The organism is Stenotrophomonas sp., from assembly GCF_031995405.1.
GTDB lineage: Bacteria > Pseudomonadota > Gammaproteobacteria > Xanthomonadales > Xanthomonadaceae > Stenotrophomonas.
In genome coordinates this window covers 1-17,099 of the sequence record NZ_DAMAGC010000092.1, presented here as the reverse complement: position 1 = coordinate 17,099, position 17,099 = coordinate 1, and the positions used below count along the sequence as shown (strand labels likewise).

Here is a 17,099-nt window from a genome sequence, read left to right as displayed (position 1 = left end):
ATCCTGCTGCATGCGCAGCCGCAGACGCTGTGGCCCGATCATTGCGTGCAGGGCAGTGCCGGCGCGGCGCTGCACGCCGGCGTGGACTGGACCGTGGCCGACCTGATCCTGCGCAAAGGCACCCGCCGCGAGGTGGACTCGTACAGCGCCTTCCGCGAGAACCACGGGCCCGACGGCACCCGCCCGGCCACCGGCCTGGCCGGCTGGCTGCACGAACGCGGCATCCGCGAGGTGCATGTGTGCGGGCTGGCGCGCGATTACTGCGTGCTGTGGAGCGCGCAGGACGCAGTGAAGTCCGGGTTCCGGGTGAAGTTCCATTGGGACTTGACCCGCCCGGTAACCGAGGCCAACGACGGCATGGTGCGTGAGGCGCTGGCCAAGGCGAAGATCGCGGTGATCTGACCGGTCGTGGCCGCCGTTGGCCGGCGGTTCCCACGTTCCAGACGACATCGGTAGTGCCGGCCGCTGGCCGGCTCCTCGCACCCCAAACGATACGGGTAGCCGGCCAGCGGCCGGGATTTCGCGTGATCCGGGCGATATCGGGAGCCGGCCAGCGGCTGGCATTTCGCGCACCCCAAACGATACGGAGAGCCGGCCAGCGGCCGGCACCACCCTGCGATCAGCGGAACACCACCGTGCGGTGGCCGTTGCGCAGGATGCGATGCTCCACATGCCGACGTACGGCGCGCGCGAGCACCTGCGATTCGGTGTCGCTGCCGAGGCGCACCAGATCGCGCGGGGTCATGGCGTGGTCCACGCGCGCCACGTCCTGTTCGATGATCGGGCCTTCATCCAGATCCTCGGTGACGTAATGCGCGGTGGCACCGATGATCTTGACCCCGCGCGCGTGCGCCTGGTGGTAAGGCTGGGCGCCCTTGAAGCTGGGCAGGAAACTGTGGTGGATGTTGATCGCCCTGCCCGCCAATGCCCTGCACAGGCGCGGGGACAGGATCTGCATGTAGCGCGCCAGCACCACCAGGTCGATGTGCTCGCGCTCGACCAGGTCGATGATCTGCTGCTCCTGCGCGGCGCGGTTGTCGGCGTTGACCGGCAGATGGTGGAACGGCACGCCGTAGGAACCGGCCAGCGCCGCGAAGTCCCCATGGTTGGAAGCCACGGCGGCAATCTCGACCTGCAGCTGACGGCTGTGCGCACGGAACAGCAGGTCGTTCAGACAGTGGCCCTGTTTGCTGACCAGTACCAGCAGGCGCGCACGGCGTCGCGCATCATGCAGCTGCCAGTCCATGTGGAACTCCGCTGCCAACGTGCCCATCCGTGCTTCCACATCGAGCAGCGACTGCGTGGCGGCACGATCGAAATGCACACGCAGGAAGAAGCGGCCGCTTTCCTCATCGCCGAACTGCTGGGCATCGAGGATGTTGCAGCCCAGCTCGAACAGCAGGCCGGACACACGGTAGACGATCCCGGTACGGTCCGGGCATGACAGGGTGAGGATGGAATCAGGGCGCATCCGGCCAGTCTAAGCGAGCGCGCTCGGCCTGCGGACGATGCTCTCAGATGCAACCAAGCGCGTGGACTCAGTGCGGCTCGGCGTCCAGTGCCGCGCGGATACGGTGCAGGTCGGCACCTTCCGTTGGCCAGCCGGCCACGGTGTGGATGACCTTGCCATCGCGGAGCAGATGGAAGACAGGTGTCTGGTCGGTAACCATCGGTTGCCATAAGGCATCACGCACCATCGGCTGCATCGGCAGGTCCGGATGCGCGCTGTTCCAGTCGAGCATTTCCTGGCCAGGCCATGCCTGTCCGATCGGCACCACCAGTTGCAGCTGACCGCGCAGCCACGCGTATTCCGGCTGGGTGGTGATGGCCTGCAGCGCGCGGCGGGAGAAACCACAGTGCGGGTGCACCACCGCGACCACGCGCAGACCGTCTTCGGCCAGTGCTGCGCGTTGCACGTGGGCAATGCCCGCCAGCTGCAGCAATGGCCTGCCGGCCGGCGCAGGACCACGGATCGCCGGCAATACAGTGGGCGGTGTGTTCAGGCGGGTGTTGAGGGCATTGGCCTGGTCGAAACGCTGCAACGCGATGAGGGAGCCACGCAGGACACGGTGGTGTTCATCAACGGCAAGATCGCGCGCAACCAGCGCGTCGTACAGGCACTGCAGGCGCAACAGCGTGGACGGTTCCCGGGCGTAGAAGGCAATCAGCGCGGTGGACTCGAAAAGCTCCTGCAGCCGGTCATCCGGCAGCGCCTCGCAATCACCGGGCTGCATCGCCTCCGGTGCGGCGCGCGCGTACGCCGCGCGCATGGCCGCCAACCGCTCCGTGGCCGGCAGCGCCGGCTCCCGACGGTCGATCTCAAGCAACGTTGCGCGCAGCACGCCCCTGTCGCTTGCCGGTTCCGCCGTGACCAAGATGGGAAGCATCACCAGCAGCAGCATCCAGACGGACGACCAGATGAAACCGTTGCATGCTTGCCGGTCGTGCTGCATGGCCCTTCCCTGGATCCGCGCGAATCTGCAGTATCCAGCATGCCTGCGTTACCGGTCCAGCACCGTGATCCGGCACGCGCCATCAAGCATTTCAATGGGCAATCCGCCGGCATGACCGGCGTAATGCCTGCGCCTCACACCGCCGCCGGATCCACCTTCTCCACGTCGATCCCGTACTTCTCGATCGCCACCTGCAACTGCCCGCGCTCGATCCGCCCGTCATCGGCCAGTGCCTTCAACGCGGCCAGCACGATGAAGTGCCGGTCCACTTCGAAGAACGTACGCAGTGCCTCGCGCGTGTCCGAGCGGCCGAAACCGTCGGTGCCCAGTGCGGTGAAGCGGCGGCCGTCGACGAACGGGCGGATCTGGTCGGCGACGATCTTCATGTAGTCGGTGGCCACCACCAGTGGACCGGCGTGCGCGGCCAGGCACTGCTGCACATACGGTACGCGCGGCTCCTGCAGCGGATGCAGCAGGTTCCAGCGTTCGATGGCCAGGCCGTCGCGGCGCAGCTCGGTGAGGCTGGTGGCGCTCCATACATCGCTGCCGATGCCGAAATCCTGCTGCAGCAGCGCGGCAGCCGCTTCCACTTCGCGCAGGATCGCGCCGCTGCCCATCAGCTGCACGCGCAGCGCCGGATCGCTGTCGGCGTCGGCCGGATGCAGCAGGTACATGCCCTTGAGGATGCCTTCCTCGGCACCGTCGGGCATGGCCGGGTGCGGGTAGTTCTCGTTGAGCACGGTGATGTAGTAGTAGATGTCTTCCTGGTCCACGTACATGCGCCGCAGGCCGTCCTGGATGATCACCGCCAGCTCGAAATTGTAGGTGGGATCGAACGACACGCAGCTGGGAATCACCGACGACAGCACATGGCTGTGGCCGTCGTCGTGCTGCAGGCCCTCGCCCATCAGCGTGGTGCGCCCGGAGGTGGCGCCCAGCAGGAAGCCGCGGGTGCGCGCATCGGCGGCGGCCCAGGCCAGGTCACCCACGCGCTGCAGGCCGAACATCGAGTAGAAGATGTAGAACGGAATCGTCGCCAGGCCATGGTTGCTGTAAGCGGTGCCGGCGGCGATCCAGGAGCAGATCGCACCGGATTCGTTGATGCCTTCCTGCAGGATCTGACCGTCCTTGGCTTCCTTGTAATAGCTCAGCTGGCCGGCGTCCTGCGGCGTGTAGAGCTGGCCCAGGTAGGAGTGGATGCCGATCTGGCGGAACAGTCCTTCCATGCCGAAGGTGCGCGATTCATCGGGCACGATCGGGATGACCAGCTTGCCCAGCGCCGGGTCCTTGAGCAGCGTGCCGAGGATGCGCACGAAGCCCATCGTGGTGGACTGGCCGCGCTCACCGCTGCCCTGCAACTGGGTGGCGAAGGCCGACAGCGCCGGCACCGGCAGCGGATCGACGTGGGTCAGGCGCGCGGGCAACTGGCCGCCCTGCGCCTGGCGGCGCTGGGCGAAGTAGCGTTCCTCCACACTGCCCGGCACGGGGCGCAGGTACGGCATGTCCTCGAGCTGGTCGTCGCTGACCGGCAGGTCGAAGCGGTCGCGGAAGGCACGCACCGCGTCCAGGCTCATCTTTTTGAGCTGGTGGTTGATGTTCTGCCCTTCACCGGCCTCGCCCATGCCGTAGCCCTTGACCGTCTTGGCCAGGATCACGCTCGGGCGGCCGTTGCCGGCCACGGCCTGGGCGTAGGCGGCATACACCTTCTGCGGATCGTGACCACCACGGGCCAACGCCCAGATGTCGTCGTCGCTCATGTCCGCGACCAGGTCCAGCAGCGGCGGATACTTCCCGAAGAAATGCTCGCGCACGTAGGCGCCGCTCTGCGACTTGAAGGTCTGGTAGTCGCCGTCCACGCACTCCATCATGCGCTGGCGCAGCAGGCCGGTTGTGTCCTTGGCCAGGAGCGCGTCCCAGCCGCCGCCCCAGATCACCTTGATGACGTTCCAGCCGGCGGCGCGGAAGGTGCCTTCCAGTTCCTGGATGACCTTGGCGTTGCCGCGCACCGGGCCGTCCAAGCGCTGCAGGTTGCAGTTGACCACGAACACCAGGTTGTCCAGGCGCTCGCGGCCGGCCACCGAGATGGCGGCCAGCGATTCGGGCTGGTCCATTTCGCCATCGCCGAGGAACGCCCAGACCTTGCGGCCCTGGTGCTCCTTCAGGCCGCGGTATTCCAGGTAGCGCATGTAGCGCGCCTGGTAGGCCGCGGTGAGCGGGCCCAGGCCCATCGACACCGTGGGGAACTGCCAGAACTCGGGCATCAGCCGCGGGTGCGGGTAGGACGACAGGCCATCGCGATCGGATTCGCGGCGGAAGTTGTCCATGCGCTCGGGATCGATGCGGCCCTCGACGAAGGCGCGGCCGTAGATGCCCGGGGCGGAGTGGCCCTGGATGTAGATCATGTCGCCGTCGAAGCTATCGGTGCGACCACGGAAGAAATGATCGAAGCCGACGTCGTACAGCACCGCGGCCGACTGGTAGGTGGCGATATGCCCGCCCACGTTGGAGTGCTTGCCGGCGCGCAGCACCATCACCATCGCATTCCAGCGGATCATCGCGTTGAGCCGGCGCTCGATCGCCAGGTCGCCCGGATAGGCCGGCTGGCGCTCGACCGGGATGCTGTTGACGTAGGCGGTCCAGGCGCGCGCATGCAGGTCGCCGTGACGGGCCACGTCCAGGTCGCTGAGCTGGTCGATCAGGTAGTGCGCGCGCGGGCGCCCGGCCACGTCGGTCACCGCCTGCAGCGCTTCACGCCATTCCTGGGTTTCCTGGGGGTCGGTGTCGAGGGGGGCGAGCGCTGGGTCCATGGTCCATCTCCGGCAAAGGCGGCCACTCCTGGCCGGCGTGCACTCACCGGGGAGGGAGGCCGCCGCGCGGCGTGGCGGGGAGCAACACCATAGGAGCCGGTCCGGGCGGCCGGTAGATGCGACGCTCTTGGCTCTTTATAAAGACAAACTTTGCAATCACAGGCGAGAATGGCAGTCAGCATGAACATTCTCCAGTCAATCCGCAGCTTCATCCGTACCGCCGACGCCGGCAGCCTGGCTGCCGCCGCCCGTACGCTGGGCATCAGCGCGGCGGCGGTCGGGCAGAACATCGCCCGGCTCGAGGCCCACCTGGGCGTGCGCCTGTTCAACCGCACCACCCGCCAGCTGGCGCTGACCGAGCGCGGCGCGCTGTACCTGGCGCAGGTGCGCTACATCGAGCGCGACCTGCAACGCGCGCAGGCCGCAGTGACCGACCTGGACGCCACCCCCGAAGGCCGCCTGCGCATCGCCTGCAGCACCTCCTTCGGCCGCCACAAGCTGGCCCCGCTGCTGCCGTCGCTGAAGGCGCGCTACCCGCGGCTGGCGATCGAGCTGCTGCTGGCCGACCGGGCGGTGGACCACGCGCGCGAAGACGTGGATGTGAGCATCCGGATCGAGCCGCAGCTGGAGGAAGGGCTGGTGGCGCGACCGATCGCGCAGGTGCCGTTCGTGTTCTGTGCGGCGCCCTCCTACCTGGCGCGCACCGGCGTACCGCGCACGCCCGAAGCCCTGCGCGAGCACCGCTGCCTGTTGTTCCGGCATCCCAGAGACGGCCGCCACCTGCGCTGGGGCTTCGTGCGCGATGGCCTGCGCTTCGATGCGGAGGTGAGCCCGGCGCTGGTCAGCGACGACATCGATGCATTGGCCGCGATGGCACTGGCCGGTGGCGGCATCACCCGTCTGGCAGCCTTCGTGGCGGCACCGTATCTGGCACGCGGCGAATTGCAGGCGTTGTTCGAAGGCACCGAAGCCGGCGATGCGCAGGCACTGCCCGAGCCGATGCGGCTGTTCCTGTGCGTCAGCGACCGTCGCGACCTCACCCCGAAGGTGCGTGCGTTGATGCAGCACATCGTGGACGGGCTGCCGGCCGAATGGCGGGTCGACGGCGGTTGACGCCGGCGTGTGCAGGCGATGGCACGTGGCCATCGCCTGCCGGGTGCATCAGCGCGGCGGTGCGATGAACACGCCCCGTGCTTCGCGCGGTTCGCAGCGCAGGTACTGCGGCGCCGGTTCCAGCGAATCGCCAAGTGCAGCGGCGGCATGCCACGGCCAGCGCGGGTCGTAGAGAATGCCGCGGGCCAGCGCGATGGCGTCGGCATGGCTGTGGCGCAGAATCGACTCGGCCTGGGCCGGATCGGTGATCAGGCCGACGGCGATTACCGGCATGCGCAGCTTCTGGGCCTTGATCGCTTCAGCGAACGGAACCTGGTAGCCCGGCGACAACGGAATCTGCTGGCGCGGATCATTGCCGCCGCTGGAAACATGCAGGAACTGGCAACCACGCCCGTCCAGCACATGCGCCAGCGTGGTGGTCTGCTCGATATCCCAGCCGCCGGCGACCCAGTCACTGGCGGAGATGCGCACGCCCACCGCGATGCGATCGGACACCGCCTCGCGCACGGCATCGAACACGCGCACCAGCAGGCGCATGCGATTCTGCAGCGAGCCGCCGTACTCGTCCTCGCGCTTGTTGCTCAGCGGCGACAGGAACTGGTGCAGCAGGTAGCCGTGCGCGGCATGCAGTTCGATCAGGTCCAGGCCGATGCGCTCGGCGCGCTGTGCGGCGACCACGAACGCCTCCACCACCGCATCGATACCGGCACTGTCCAGCGCCTGCGGGGCCGGATCGGTGGGGCTGAAGGGAATGGCCGAGGGCGCGCAGGTGGTCCAGGCGCGCGGGTCGGAGGCCGGCAGCGCGCCGCCGCCTTCCCACGGTCGCGCCGAAGATCCCTTGCGACCGGCATGCGCCAGCTGCACGCCGATCGGCATCGGCGACCAGCGCTTCACCGCGTCGATCACGTGCTTGAGCGCGGCTTCGGTTGCATCGTTCCACAGGCCCAGGTCGGCCCAGCTGATGCGGCCTTCGGGCAGCACGGCGGTGGCTTCCAGGATCAGCAGGCCGGCGCCGGACTGCGACAGCTGGCCCAGGTGGATCTGATGCCAGTCGTTGGCCAGGCCGTCGGTGGAAGAGTACTGGCACATCGGCGCGATGACGATGCGGTTGGCCAGCGACAGCGGGCCAAAGGACACGGGGGAGAAAAGCTGGCTCAAGTGGGGGACTCTGGCGAATGCGGAAAACCGGACGCTATTGCACTCCTGCTGGGCGCGCGAGGCAACCGTGTCGATGGATCACAGTTTCGCGGGGATATACCTGGGCGGCGCCGTGGGCACTCAGGCGTTGGCCGCCGACGGCAGCAGGAAGGCCAGGGCCGGGGCGCAGGGCTGCTCGATCTTCAGGCTGAGCAGCGCATCGGCGCGGGTGCGGCCGAGGTTGAGCGCCGCTACCGGCAGGCCGGCCGTCGCGGCGGCCTGGACGAAACGGAAGCCGGAATAGACCATCAGCGAGGAGCCGACCACCAGCACGGCATCGGCCTGGGCCAAGTGGGCGTGGACGGCGGCGACGCGCTCGCGGGGCACGCTTTCGCCGAAAAAAACCACATCCGGCTTGAGGATGCCGCCGCAGTGCGGGCAGGCCGGGACCTGGAACGCGCTGAAATCCACGCCGTCCAGGTCGGCGTCGCCGTCGGGGGCCTGGGCGGCATCGAGGTTGTCCCAGCCGGGGTTGTGGTCGAGTAGGCGCTGCTGGAACGCATCGCGCGGGGTGCGCGCCTCGCAGCCCATGCAGCGCACCTGGTCCAGGCGACCGTGCAGGTCGATGACCGCCTCGCTGCCGGCGCGCTGGTGCAGGCGGTCCACGTTCTGGGTGAGCAGCACTTCGAGCTGGCCGCGCGCTTCGAGTGCGGCCAGGGCGCTGTGGGTGCCGTTGGGGCGGGCCTGCCCGAAGCGCGGCCAGCCCAGCAGGCTGCGTGCCCAGTAGCGCTGGCGGGTGGCCGGCTCGCCCATGAAGGCCTGGTAGGTCACCGGCGGGGTGCGCTTCCACTGGCCATCGGCATCGCGGTAATCGGGGATGCCCGAATCGGTGCTGCAGCCGGCGCCGGTGAGGACGAACAGGCGTTGGGCACGGTCGATGAAGTCGGCGAGCGGGCTGGACATGCTGATCAGGTGGGGGCGCGCGACGGTGAACCCAATCCGCTTACGGGCCGGGGATGGCGTCGGGCAGTGGCGGCACGGCGGTGGGATGGCCGTCGGCATCCAAGGCGATCATGACGAAGTGGCCGCGGGTGCAGAGCTTGCGCTCGCCGGTGTGGAGGTCTTCGGCGATGAGTTCCACTTCGACCTTCATCGAGCTGCGGCCGACTTCGACGATGCGGCCGATGGTTTCGACCATCTGGCCGATGCGGATGGGCAGTTTGAAGTCGACCTGGTCCGAGCGCGCGGTGACCACGGTGCGCCGGGAGTAGCGGGCGGCGGCGAGGAAGGCGGCCTTGTCCATCCATGCCAGCGCCTGGCCACCGAAGAGGGTGCCGAGGTGGTTGGTGTGGTTGGGGAAGACGATCTCGGCCATGCTGATTTCGGTGGGCGGGATGGTGTCGGGGGTGGAGGACATGGGGGTGGCCGGTGTGAGGGGAGTCGGCGCGGATGATACGGCAGGGGGTGGGGTGGGTGTGTCGCGTGGGTGCGTTTTGCCTGCTGTCGCGTGAGAAGGTTGCGTATGCGCGGATGGGAGAGCGGGTTGGCGGGGTGGCACGGATCTGGGGTCGGGGAGAAGAGCAGCCGAGCGTGCTCGGCTCTACCGGGGTTTGCGTCCGGGTAGAGCCACCCCATAGGTGGCTGCGCGCGGTGCGGGATCCCGGGGCAGCCACCCATGGGGTGGCGCTACCGCCGCTCGGAAACGAAAAACCCCGGCGCGTGGCCGGGGTTTTCGTTGACGCGTGTGGCGCTGGAATCAGAACGACATGTCGAACGAGACTTCGCCCTTGACGCCGACCTGGTAGGCCGAGGAGCGGCGCTCGAAGAAGTTGGTCAGTTCCTGCACGTCCTGCAGCTCCATGAAGCTCAGCGGGTTGCGCACGTTGTACTTGCGCTCCATGCCCAGGCGGTGGAAATGGTTGTCGGCGCAGTGCTGCAGGTACTGGCGCATGTCGCGGGTGGAAATGCCCGCCACGCCGCCGGACAGCACGTCCTCGGCGAACTGCACTTCGCATTCGATCGCTTCGGCCAGCATGTCATACACCTGCTGCTTCATCGCATCGTCGAACAGGTCCGGCTCTTCCTCGCGGATCACGTCCACGCACTCGAAGGCGAACTCCATGTGCGCGCTCTCGTCGCGGAACACCCAGTTGGTGCCCGAAGCCAGCCCGTTGAGCAGGCCGCGCGAACGGAAGTAGTACACGTAGGCGAAGGCGGCAAAGAAGAACAGGCCTTCGATGCAGGCGGCAAAGCAGATCTGGTTGAGCAGGAACTGGCGGCGCTCGTCGCGGGTCTCGATGCGCTTGAGGTCCTGGATCGAGTCGATCCACTTGAAGCAGAAGTCGGCCTTTTTCTTGATCGAGTCGATATTCTCCACCGCCGCGAACGCCTTGACGCGCTCGTCCGGGTCCGGCAGGTAGTTGTCGAGCAGGGTCAGGTAGAACTGCACGTGCAGCGCTTCTTCGTACAGCTGGCGCGACAGGTACATGCGCGCTTCCGGCGCGTTCAAGTGCTGGTACAGGTTCAGCACCAGGTTGTTGGACACGATCGAATCGCCGGTGGCGAAGAACGCGACCAGGCGGTGGATCAGGTGGCGCTCGCCCGGCGACATCTTGCTGTGCAGGTCGCTGATGTCGATCTGGAAATTGATTTCCTCGACGGTCCAGGTGTTCTTGATCGCGTTGCGATACATGTCATAGAACTGCGGGTAGCGCATCGGGCGCAGGGTCAGTTCGAAACCTGGATCGAGCAACATCTGGTTTGGCTTGTCTGCCATGGGGATTTCCTTGGTTCAGTGGCGGCGTCCCGATCGGGGAAGCGTCGAAAGACCCGCGCGTGTGCGCGGCGGGCTTCCGGCACCGGTTGCGTGCGGGACGCGTGCGGTGTCAGCGGTATCTGGGGTGGAGCAGCCGGGCGTGGCCCGGCGGTGGCGATCATTTTTCGTACCCACCAACGGTGGGTACCTACCCAAGGTTGCCGGCCCAGTGGGCCGGCACGCCTTTTATTGGCACGCCTCGCAGCTTTCCGGGTTCTCCAGCGAGCAGGCGATGGCTTCGTCCGGGCTGAACACCTTTTCCGGCGCGGCATGCGAGCCCTGGCTGATCGTGGTCTTGGCGATCTTGGTGGCCGGACGCGAACGCAGGTAGTAGGTGGTCTTGATGCCCTGCTTCCAGGCGTACATGTACATGGAAGACATCGCACCGATGTTCGGGCTTTCCATGAACAGGTTGAGCGAGGCGGACTGGTCGATGAACGCGCCGCGGTCGGCGGCCATGTCGATCAGCGAACGCATCGGCAGTTCCCAGGCGGTGCGGTAGATGTGGCGCAGGGTTTCCGGGATCTGGGCAATGCCCTGGATCGAACCTTCGGCCATCTTGATCGCGTCGCGCATTTCCGGCGTCCAGTGGCCCAGCTTCTTCAGCTCGGTCACCAGGTAACGGTTGACCTGCAGGAAGTCGCCGGACAGGGTTTCGCGCTTGAACAGGTTGGACACCTGCGGCTCGACGCACTCGTAGCAACCGGCGATCGAGGCGATGGTCGCGGTCGGGGCGATGGCGATCAGCAGCGAGTTGCGCAGGCCATGTTCCTTGATGCGCTCACGCAGGGCGTCCCAACGCGCGGTGTCTTCGGGCACCACGTTCCAGGCGTCGAACTGCAGCTCGCCGCTGGCCGCACGGGTGTCGGCGAAGGACGGATGCTTGCCGCGCTCCTGGGCCAGTTCGCACGAGGTTTCCAGGGCGTGGAAGTAGATCGCTTCGGCGATCTTCTTCGACAGCGCGCGGGCTTCGGCACTGTCGAAGGCCAGGCGCTTGCGGAAGAACACGTCCTGCAGGCCCATGCAGCCCAGGCCGACCGGACGCCAGCGCAGGTTGCCGCGGCGGGCGGTTTCGATCGGGTAGAAGTTCAGGTCGATGACGCGGTCGAGCTGACGCACGGCCAGACGCACGGTGTCGGCCAGCTTGTCGAAATCGAACTCGCCGTGGGCATCGAAATGGTTGCCCAGGTTGATCGAGCCCAGGTTGCACACCGCGGTCTCTTCGGCCGAGGTGATTTCCAGGATTTCGGTGCACAGGTTGGACAGGTGGATCACGTTGCCCGGACGCAGGGTCTGGTTGCTGGCGCGGTTGCACTTGTCCTTGAAGGTCATCCAGCCGTTGCCGGTCTCGGCCAGGGTACGCATCATCCGCGAGTACAGCTTGCGCGCGGAGATGGTGCGCTGGGCCTTGCCCTGGGCTTCGGCCTGCAGGTAGGCCTGCTCGAAGGCTTCGCCGAACAGGTCGGTGAACTCGGGCACCACGCTCGGATCGAACAGCGACCATTCCTGGTCGCTCTCCACCCGCTGCATGAACAGGTCGGGGATCCAGTTGGCCAGGTTCAGGTTGTGCGCACGGCGCGATTCGTCGCCGGTGTTGTCACGCAGTTCGAGGAAGTCCTCGATGTCGGCGTGCCAGGTTTCCAGGTACACACAGGCCGCGCCCTTGCGCTTGCCGCCCTGGTTCACCGCGGCCACGGACGAGTCCATGGTCTTGAGCCACGGCACGATGCCGTTGGAATGGCCGTTGGTCGACTTGATCAGCGAACCGCGCGAACGCACGCGGCTGTAGCTGACGCCGATGCCGCCGCTGAACTTGGACAGCTGCGCGATGTCGCCGTACTTGGCGTAGATCGACTCCAGCGAGTCCTGCGGCGAGTCCAGCAGGAAGCACGAGGACAGCTGCTCATGCGTGGTGCCGGAGTTGAACAGGGTCGGGCTGGACGGCAGGTAGTCCAGGTTGCCCATGCGCTTGTACAGCGCCAGGGTTTCCGGCACGTCTTCGCTCAGCGCGCTGGCGATGCGCAGGAAGAACTGCTGCGGGGTCTCGATCACCTTGCGGGTGTGCGGATGGCGCAGCAGGTAGCGGTCGTACAGGGTGCGCAGGCCGAAGTAATCAAAGTGCAGGTCCAGCGACGGATCGATCGCGTCGTTGAGCTTGCGCGCGTTGATCTGCACGAAGTCGAGCAGGCGCGCGTTGATCAGGCCTACTTCGTGGCCACGACCGACCGACTGGGAGAACGCGTGGATCTCCTGGCCGGACACTTCCTTGGCAATGAAGTTGGCCAGCAGGCGCGCGGCCAGGCGGCCGTACTCGGGCTCTTCACCGATCAGCAGGGCGGCGGTGCGGATGGACAGCTCGTCCAGCTCCTGGGTGGTGGCGCCGTTGTACAGGCCGGAGATGGTGCGGGTGGCCACGCGCATCGGGTCCACCGCATGCAGGCCCTCGCAGCAGCGCTGCACCGCGCGCACGATCTTGTTCAGGTCCACCAGTTCGGTAGTGCCGTTGCGCTTGGTGACGCTCATGGCGTTGGCCGTTGGCGGCGAGGTCAGAAGGAACTCGCTTTCCTGCTCGGTGGCTGCGCTGGTTTCGGTGCTCACGGCGATTTCCTCTTGGCGTGATTTGGGGTCGTACAGCGTCACCTGCGTGGCAGGCGCCGGACCGGTGCACGGACTCCCAGAGTGGACCTGTGGCGTCGCAGGGGCCGCGACTGCGCAGGCAGACCTGCGTGGCGGTTTCCTAGCGTTACAGGTCCCCTCCCCCGGGAGTGGTGCGACCGGCACCGCACGCTGTACTTACGTGCGGTTGTCAGTAGGCCTTCAGGCCATCGGCGTGAAGGCGAACTACCCGTCGACTTGTGGTCGCCGGTACCGACGGCCACAAGATAGTGGGGGTACCAGGTGTCGTCAACGCCAAATGTAGTGAAATTGCCCAATCCCTTGGGGCGCAAGGATTCGCCTTTCAGACGCGCCGACGAACGGTCTGGACCTGTCGAAACCGAGTGCGCAGTCAAGGCCGGAACAGCCACATCAGGTGAGAAACAGGCAGGCCGAAAACAGAACGACGGCCTCACGCGACGCTAACGAACAGACGGCGGTCAGGGTGACTTCCGACCCGCGCAGGCGGTCCAGCCCGGTGCCACGCTCGCCCTGCCTCTCTCCTGCCCGATGCCGATGCCCATGCGCCTGCCCGTGACCGGATGTCTGCTGTTGAGCCTGGCCGTGGCCACCACCGCGATGGCCGGAGAGAACGAGCCGCCGGCGCTGTCTTCGCACCAGTGCGGGGTGAGCACGCCCTACAACGTGCTGGTGGACAGCGGCGGGATCTGGCTGCGCAACCGCGACCAGGTCCCGGCGGAGATCTTCTTCCACGACGGCGAACTGAATATCGATCGCCAGTCGATCCCGGTCGGTGCCGCCGATGCCCAGCGCCTGCGCCAGCTTGAATGGGGCACCCGGCAGCTGGTGCCGGCCGTGGCCGGGGTGGCGGGCGAGTCGGTGGACATCGCCTTTGATGCGCTGGCGGCGACGGTGGAGATCATGACCGGCAGCCGCGGCAAGGCCCGCCAGGTGGAAACCCTGCGCCAGGACGCCCACGACCATGTAGGCCGCACGCTGGGCCGGGGCATCTGGGAGCAGGACGTGTTCGGCGCGCAGTTCGAGGCACGCATCGAACAGGCGGCCGAATCGATGTCCGGCGCGCTCGCCCGCGGGGTGATGTGGACGATGCTGACCGGCGGGGCGGGCCGCATCGAGGCCCGCGCCGAGAAGATGGAGGCCGACCTGGACCGCCGGATGGAGGCCCGCGGCCAGGCGCTGGAAGCACAGGCCCGGTCGCTGTGCACCCAGGTGCTGGCACTGGATGCGCTGCAGCAGTCGCTGGAGGTGCGCTACCAGGGCAAGCCGCTGGCGATGATGGTGATGGACCGCGACGAGGACCCCGCCCCGGTCATCGCCCACGAGCAGCCGCGCGGTGATGCGCTGCTGCTGCTGAAACCGTAAACCGCCGCCCGGTCACGCCCGGTGCGGCGTGCCCAGGTACTCGGCGCTCTGCATTTCGATCAGGCGCGAGGCGGTGCGCTCGAAGGCGCCCTGCAGGCGCGTGCCCGAGTACAGCGCGACCGGGGAATCGGTGGCGGTGCAGACCAGGTTGACGTGGCGGTCGTAGAGTTCGTCGATCAGGTTGACGAAGCGGCGCGCGGCATCTTCGTTGAGGGTGTCGAAATGCGGAATGTCGCCGAGCAGCACGGTGTTGAACTCGTGCGCGATCTCGATGTAGTCCGACGGCCCGCGCGGACCTTCGCACAGCGCCTTGAAGTCGAACCAGACGATGCTCTTGCCACGCCCGCGGACCGGGATCTTGCGGCTTTCGATCTCGATGTTGCCCGGCTTGGCCGGCTGGCCACCGCTGAGCTCGGCCCAGCGCGTGCCCAGCCACGCATCGCTGCCGGCATCGATCGGGGCCTGGTACACCGGCGAGCGGGTCAGCGCGCGCATCCGGTAGTCCTCGGTACCCTCGGCGTACAGCTCCACGCAGTAGGTCTGCAGCAGGCCGATGGCCGGCAGGAAGCTGTCGCGCTGCAGGCCGTTGAGGTACAGGTTTTCCACGGCGGTGTTGGAGGTGGTCACCAGAGTCACGCCCTCGGCGAACAGCCGCTCGAGCAGGCGCGCCAGCAGCATCGCATCGCCGATGTCGGTGACGAAGAATTCGTCCAGCACCAGCACGCGCAGCTTGCTGCGCCATTCCTGGGCGATCTTGGCCAGCGGATCGCTTTGTCCCTGGTGCTCGCGCAGCCGCTCGTGGATGCCCCGCATGAAACGATGGAAGTGGGTGCGGTACTTCTGCTCGATCGGCAGGCCGTCATAGAACAGGTCGACCAGGAAGGTCTTGCCGCGCCCCACCCCGCCCCAGAAGTACAGGCCCTTGACCGGATCGGGCTTCTTCCAGAAGGCCGAGAGGCGGTCCAGCCAGCCGTCCTGGGCACTGTCGACCAGGGCGACATGGATACGATCCAGCTCGGCCAGGGCGGCGTGCTGGGCCGGGTCGTTCTGCCATTCGCCCCGGGCCACGCCATCGGCGTAGCGCTGCGACGGGGTCATCACGGCGTCGCTCATGCCGCGTCGGGTGCGGGATTGGGCAGCCACTGCTTGACGCCATGGATGAGCGCGCCGCGCAGGTCGACCACCTTGCGGTGGAAGAAGTGGCTGGTATCGGGCATGCGCACCAGTTCGTGCGGTGCATCCAGCGCGTCCAGCCAGTCATAGACCGCCTGCGGATCGACGATTTCGTCGTCCTCGCCCTGGATCACCAGCCACTGGGCCGGCGGCTGCACGCCGTCGAAGTCCCAGCGCCCGGCCGGCGGCGCGATCGAGATGAGCGTGGTCGGCTGCAGGTCGCCTGCGGCGCGCAGCGAGACGTAGGCGCCGAAGCTGAAACCGGCCAGCCACAGGGCCTGGCCGGGTCGCTGTGCGCGGACCCAGGCGGCGACGGCCTGGAGGTCGTCCTGTTCGCCCACGCCGTTGTCGAACGTGCCGGCCGACTCGCCGACACTGCGGAAGTTGAAGCGCACGGTGGGGATGCCCAGGTCGCGCAGCGAGCGCGCGGCCATGGTCACCACCTTGTTGTGCATGCTGCCGCCTTCGGTGGACAGGGGATGGCAGACGATCGCCACCACCGGCTGCACGGCGACATCGGCCTCGGGCAGATCAACCACGACATCCAGCGGACCGACCGGTCCGTCCAGCGTCAGCGCACCGCTTTCTTGGGGAAATGGGGGATTGTGCATGGCGTCATAATACCGTCCCTCCGCGTGCTTCACCGCCGCCCCTGCCGGGTCCGTACATGCACTATCTGGTTTTCAGCGTTTTCTGCAGCGTGCTGGTCTCGGTCCTGCTGAAGCTGGCGCCGCGCCAGCGCCTGGACATGGTCCAGGTGGTGACCTGGAACTATCTGCTGGCATGCGGGCTCAGCCTGGTGCTGCTGCGCCCGTCGCTGGACGCGCTGCAGACCGCGCATGCGCCGTGGCTGGCGCTGCTGGGCCTGGCGGTGACGCTGCCGTCGATCTTCCTGGTGATGGCGCGGGCGGTGACGCGCGCGGGCATCGTGCGCAGCGATGTGGCGCAGCGGTTGTCGTTGCTGCTGTCGCTGCTGGCTGCGTTCCTGGTGTTCGGCGAGACGGCCAACGGCTGGAAGCTGGCCGGGCTGGGGCTGGGCCTGCTGGCCATCGTGGGGATCAGCGTGCGTCCGCGCGCTGCCGCGGCCGAGCCCGGTGGGCAGCGCGCGTGGCCGTGGCTGCTGGGCGTGTGGGTGGGCTACGCGCTGGTGGACATCATGCTCAAGCAGGTGGCGCTGTCGGGGACGCCGTCGATGGCAGCGCTGACGGCGAGTTTCGGCCTGGCGTTCGTGTTGATGCTGGCGCTGGTGCTGTGGCGGCATGCCAGCGGCGCGGCGCGGCTGCACTGGCGCAACCTGGGTGCCGGCGCACTGCTGGGGCTGCTGAACTTCGGCAACATTCTTTTCTACGTGCGCGCGCACCAGCATCTACCGGACAGTCCGGCGGTGGTGTTTGCGGGGATGAACATCGGCGTGGTAGTGGTCGGTGCGCTGGTGGGGATGGTCGCGTTCGGCGAGCGCACGAGTGCGTGGAACCGGGTGGGGCTGGCGCTGGCGGTGGTGGCGATCGGGTTGATTGCGTGGGGGACGGCTGCGGGCTGAGCGGATGCGTTCAGTCGTGCGCGAGGCAGTGCCTCGCAGACACAGACCTGCACCCTTGGCGG

General features: G+C 67.4%; 14 protein-coding genes. 4 read left to right on the top strand and 10 right to left on the bottom strand.

Going from position 1 to position 17,099, the window contains the following annotated elements; genetic code table 11:
• Window positions 1-402, top strand: a 402-nt coding sequence (locus RTO53_RS14755) for an isochorismatase family protein (RefSeq protein WP_312238501.1), incomplete at its 5' end; no start/stop codon positions are given.
• A gap of 217 nt (window positions 403-619) precedes the next feature.
• Here RTO53_RS14755 and purU read toward each other — a convergent pair.
• The 3 genes from purU to aceE form a co-directional block, all read right to left on the bottom strand.
• Window positions 620-1,471 (bottom strand): formyltetrahydrofolate deformylase, encoded by an 852-nt coding sequence (gene purU / locus RTO53_RS14750; RefSeq protein ID WP_312238500.1) that lies wholly within the window; start codon window positions 1,469-1,471, stop codon window positions 620-622.
• Window positions 1,472-1,538: 67 nt separating this feature from the next.
• Window positions 1,539-2,453 carry a hypothetical protein gene (locus RTO53_RS14745; protein ID WP_312238499.1) on the bottom strand — a complete coding sequence of 305 codons (915 nt, stop codon included), beginning with the start codon at window positions 2,451-2,453 and terminating at the stop codon, window positions 1,539-1,541.
• 134 nt (window positions 2,454-2,587) lie between these two features.
• The gene (aceE, locus tag RTO53_RS14740; RefSeq protein ID WP_312238498.1) at window positions 2,588-5,260 is read right to left on the bottom strand and encodes a pyruvate dehydrogenase (acetyl-transferring), homodimeric type; all 2,673 of its coding nucleotides are present in this window, start codon (window positions 5,258-5,260) and stop codon (window positions 2,588-2,590) included.
• A 180-nt stretch (window positions 5,261-5,440) separates the two neighbouring features.
• On the opposite strand from aceE, the gene RTO53_RS14735 reads away from it, so the two are divergent.
• Window positions 5,441-6,373, top strand: a complete 933-nt coding sequence (locus RTO53_RS14735; protein WP_312238497.1) for a LysR substrate-binding domain-containing protein — start codon at window positions 5,441-5,443, stop codon at window positions 6,371-6,373.
• A gap of 48 nt (window positions 6,374-6,421) precedes the next feature.
• On the opposite strand, the gene RTO53_RS14730 is transcribed toward RTO53_RS14735, so the two are convergent.
• From RTO53_RS14730 to RTO53_RS14710, 5 genes are all read right to left on the bottom strand, one after another.
• Window positions 6,422-7,531 carry an NADH:flavin oxidoreductase/NADH oxidase gene (locus RTO53_RS14730; RefSeq protein WP_312238496.1) on the bottom strand — a complete coding sequence of 370 codons (1,110 nt, stop codon included), beginning with the start codon at window positions 7,529-7,531 and terminating at the stop codon, window positions 6,422-6,424.
• Window positions 7,532-7,651: 120 nt separating this feature from the next.
• Complete coding sequence (locus tag RTO53_RS14725; RefSeq protein WP_312238495.1) at window positions 7,652-8,473, bottom strand: NAD-dependent protein deacetylase; 822 nt, start codon at window positions 8,471-8,473, stop codon at window positions 7,652-7,654.
• A 40-nt stretch (window positions 8,474-8,513) separates the two neighbouring features.
• Window positions 8,514-8,927 carry an acyl-CoA thioesterase gene (locus tag RTO53_RS14720; protein ID WP_312238494.1) on the bottom strand — a complete coding sequence of 138 codons (414 nt, stop codon included), beginning with the start codon at window positions 8,925-8,927 and terminating at the stop codon, window positions 8,514-8,516.
• Window positions 8,928-9,266: 339 nt separating this feature from the next.
• Window positions 9,267-10,286, bottom strand: coding sequence for a ribonucleotide-diphosphate reductase subunit beta (locus RTO53_RS14715; protein ID WP_256775241.1), 1,020 nt, complete (start codon window positions 10,284-10,286; stop codon window positions 9,267-9,269).
• Between the two features lie 225 nt (window positions 10,287-10,511).
• Window positions 10,512-12,923: a ribonucleoside-diphosphate reductase subunit alpha gene (locus tag RTO53_RS14710; protein WP_312238493.1), complete on the bottom strand. Its 2,412-nt coding sequence runs from the start codon at window positions 12,921-12,923 to the stop codon at window positions 10,512-10,514.
• Between the two features lie 579 nt (window positions 12,924-13,502).
• On the opposite strand from RTO53_RS14710, the gene RTO53_RS14705 reads away from it, so the two are divergent.
• The gene (locus tag RTO53_RS14705; protein WP_312238492.1) at window positions 13,503-14,324 is read left to right on the top strand and encodes a DUF2884 family protein; all 822 of its coding nucleotides are present in this window, start codon (window positions 13,503-13,505) and stop codon (window positions 14,322-14,324) included.
• Window positions 14,325-14,336: 12 nt separating this feature from the next.
• On the opposite strand, the gene zapE is transcribed toward RTO53_RS14705, so the two are convergent.
• Window positions 14,337-15,437, bottom strand: coding sequence for a cell division protein ZapE (gene zapE, locus RTO53_RS14700; RefSeq protein WP_312238491.1), 1,101 nt, complete (start codon window positions 15,435-15,437; stop codon window positions 14,337-14,339).
• Complete coding sequence (locus RTO53_RS14695) at window positions 15,434-16,108, bottom strand: alpha/beta hydrolase (RefSeq protein WP_312238490.1); 675 nt, start codon at window positions 16,106-16,108, stop codon at window positions 15,434-15,436. The genes zapE and RTO53_RS14695 overlap by 4 nt, the downstream gene beginning before the upstream one ends.
• Before the next feature lie 56 nt (window positions 16,109-16,164).
• Between RTO53_RS14695 and RTO53_RS14690 the strand changes: the two genes are divergently transcribed.
• Entirely contained in the window at window positions 16,165-17,037 is an 873-nt protein-coding gene (locus RTO53_RS14690; RefSeq protein ID WP_312238489.1) for an EamA family transporter, read from the top strand.
• Window positions 17,038-17,099: the final 62 nt, after the last annotated feature.

Bases quoted from the DNA above. Each gene is read 5' to 3' on its own strand.
- purU (WP_312238500.1), bottom strand. From the start codon at position 1,471: ATGCGCCCTGATTCCATCCTCACCCTGTCATGCCCGGACCGTACCGGG.
- RTO53_RS14745 (WP_312238499.1), bottom strand. From the start codon at position 2,453: ATGCAGCACGACCGGCAAGCATGCAACGGTTTCATCTGGTCGTCCGTC.
- aceE (WP_312238498.1), bottom strand. From the start codon at position 5,260: ATGGACCCAGCGCTCGCCCCCCTCGACACCGACCCCCAGGAAACCCAG.
- RTO53_RS14735 (WP_312238497.1), top strand. From the start codon at position 5,441: ATGAACATTCTCCAGTCAATCCGCAGCTTCATCCGTACCGCCGACGCC.
- RTO53_RS14725 (WP_312238495.1), bottom strand. From the start codon at position 8,473: ATGTCCAGCCCGCTCGCCGACTTCATCGACCGTGCCCAACGCCTGTTC.
- RTO53_RS14720 (WP_312238494.1), bottom strand. From the start codon at position 8,927: ATGTCCTCCACCCCCGACACCATCCCGCCCACCGAAATCAGCATGGCC.
- RTO53_RS14715 (WP_256775241.1), bottom strand. From the start codon at position 10,286: ATGGCAGACAAGCCAAACCAGATGTTGCTCGATCCAGGTTTCGAACTG.
- RTO53_RS14705 (WP_312238492.1), top strand. From the start codon at position 13,503: ATGCGCCTGCCCGTGACCGGATGTCTGCTGTTGAGCCTGGCCGTGGCC.
- zapE (WP_312238491.1), bottom strand. From the start codon at position 15,437: ATGAGCGACGCCGTGATGACCCCGTCGCAGCGCTACGCCGATGGCGTG.
- RTO53_RS14695 (WP_312238490.1), bottom strand. From the start codon at position 16,108: ATGCACAATCCCCCATTTCCCCAAGAAAGCGGTGCGCTGACGCTGGAC.
- RTO53_RS14690 (WP_312238489.1), top strand. From the start codon at position 16,165: ATGCACTATCTGGTTTTCAGCGTTTTCTGCAGCGTGCTGGTCTCGGTC.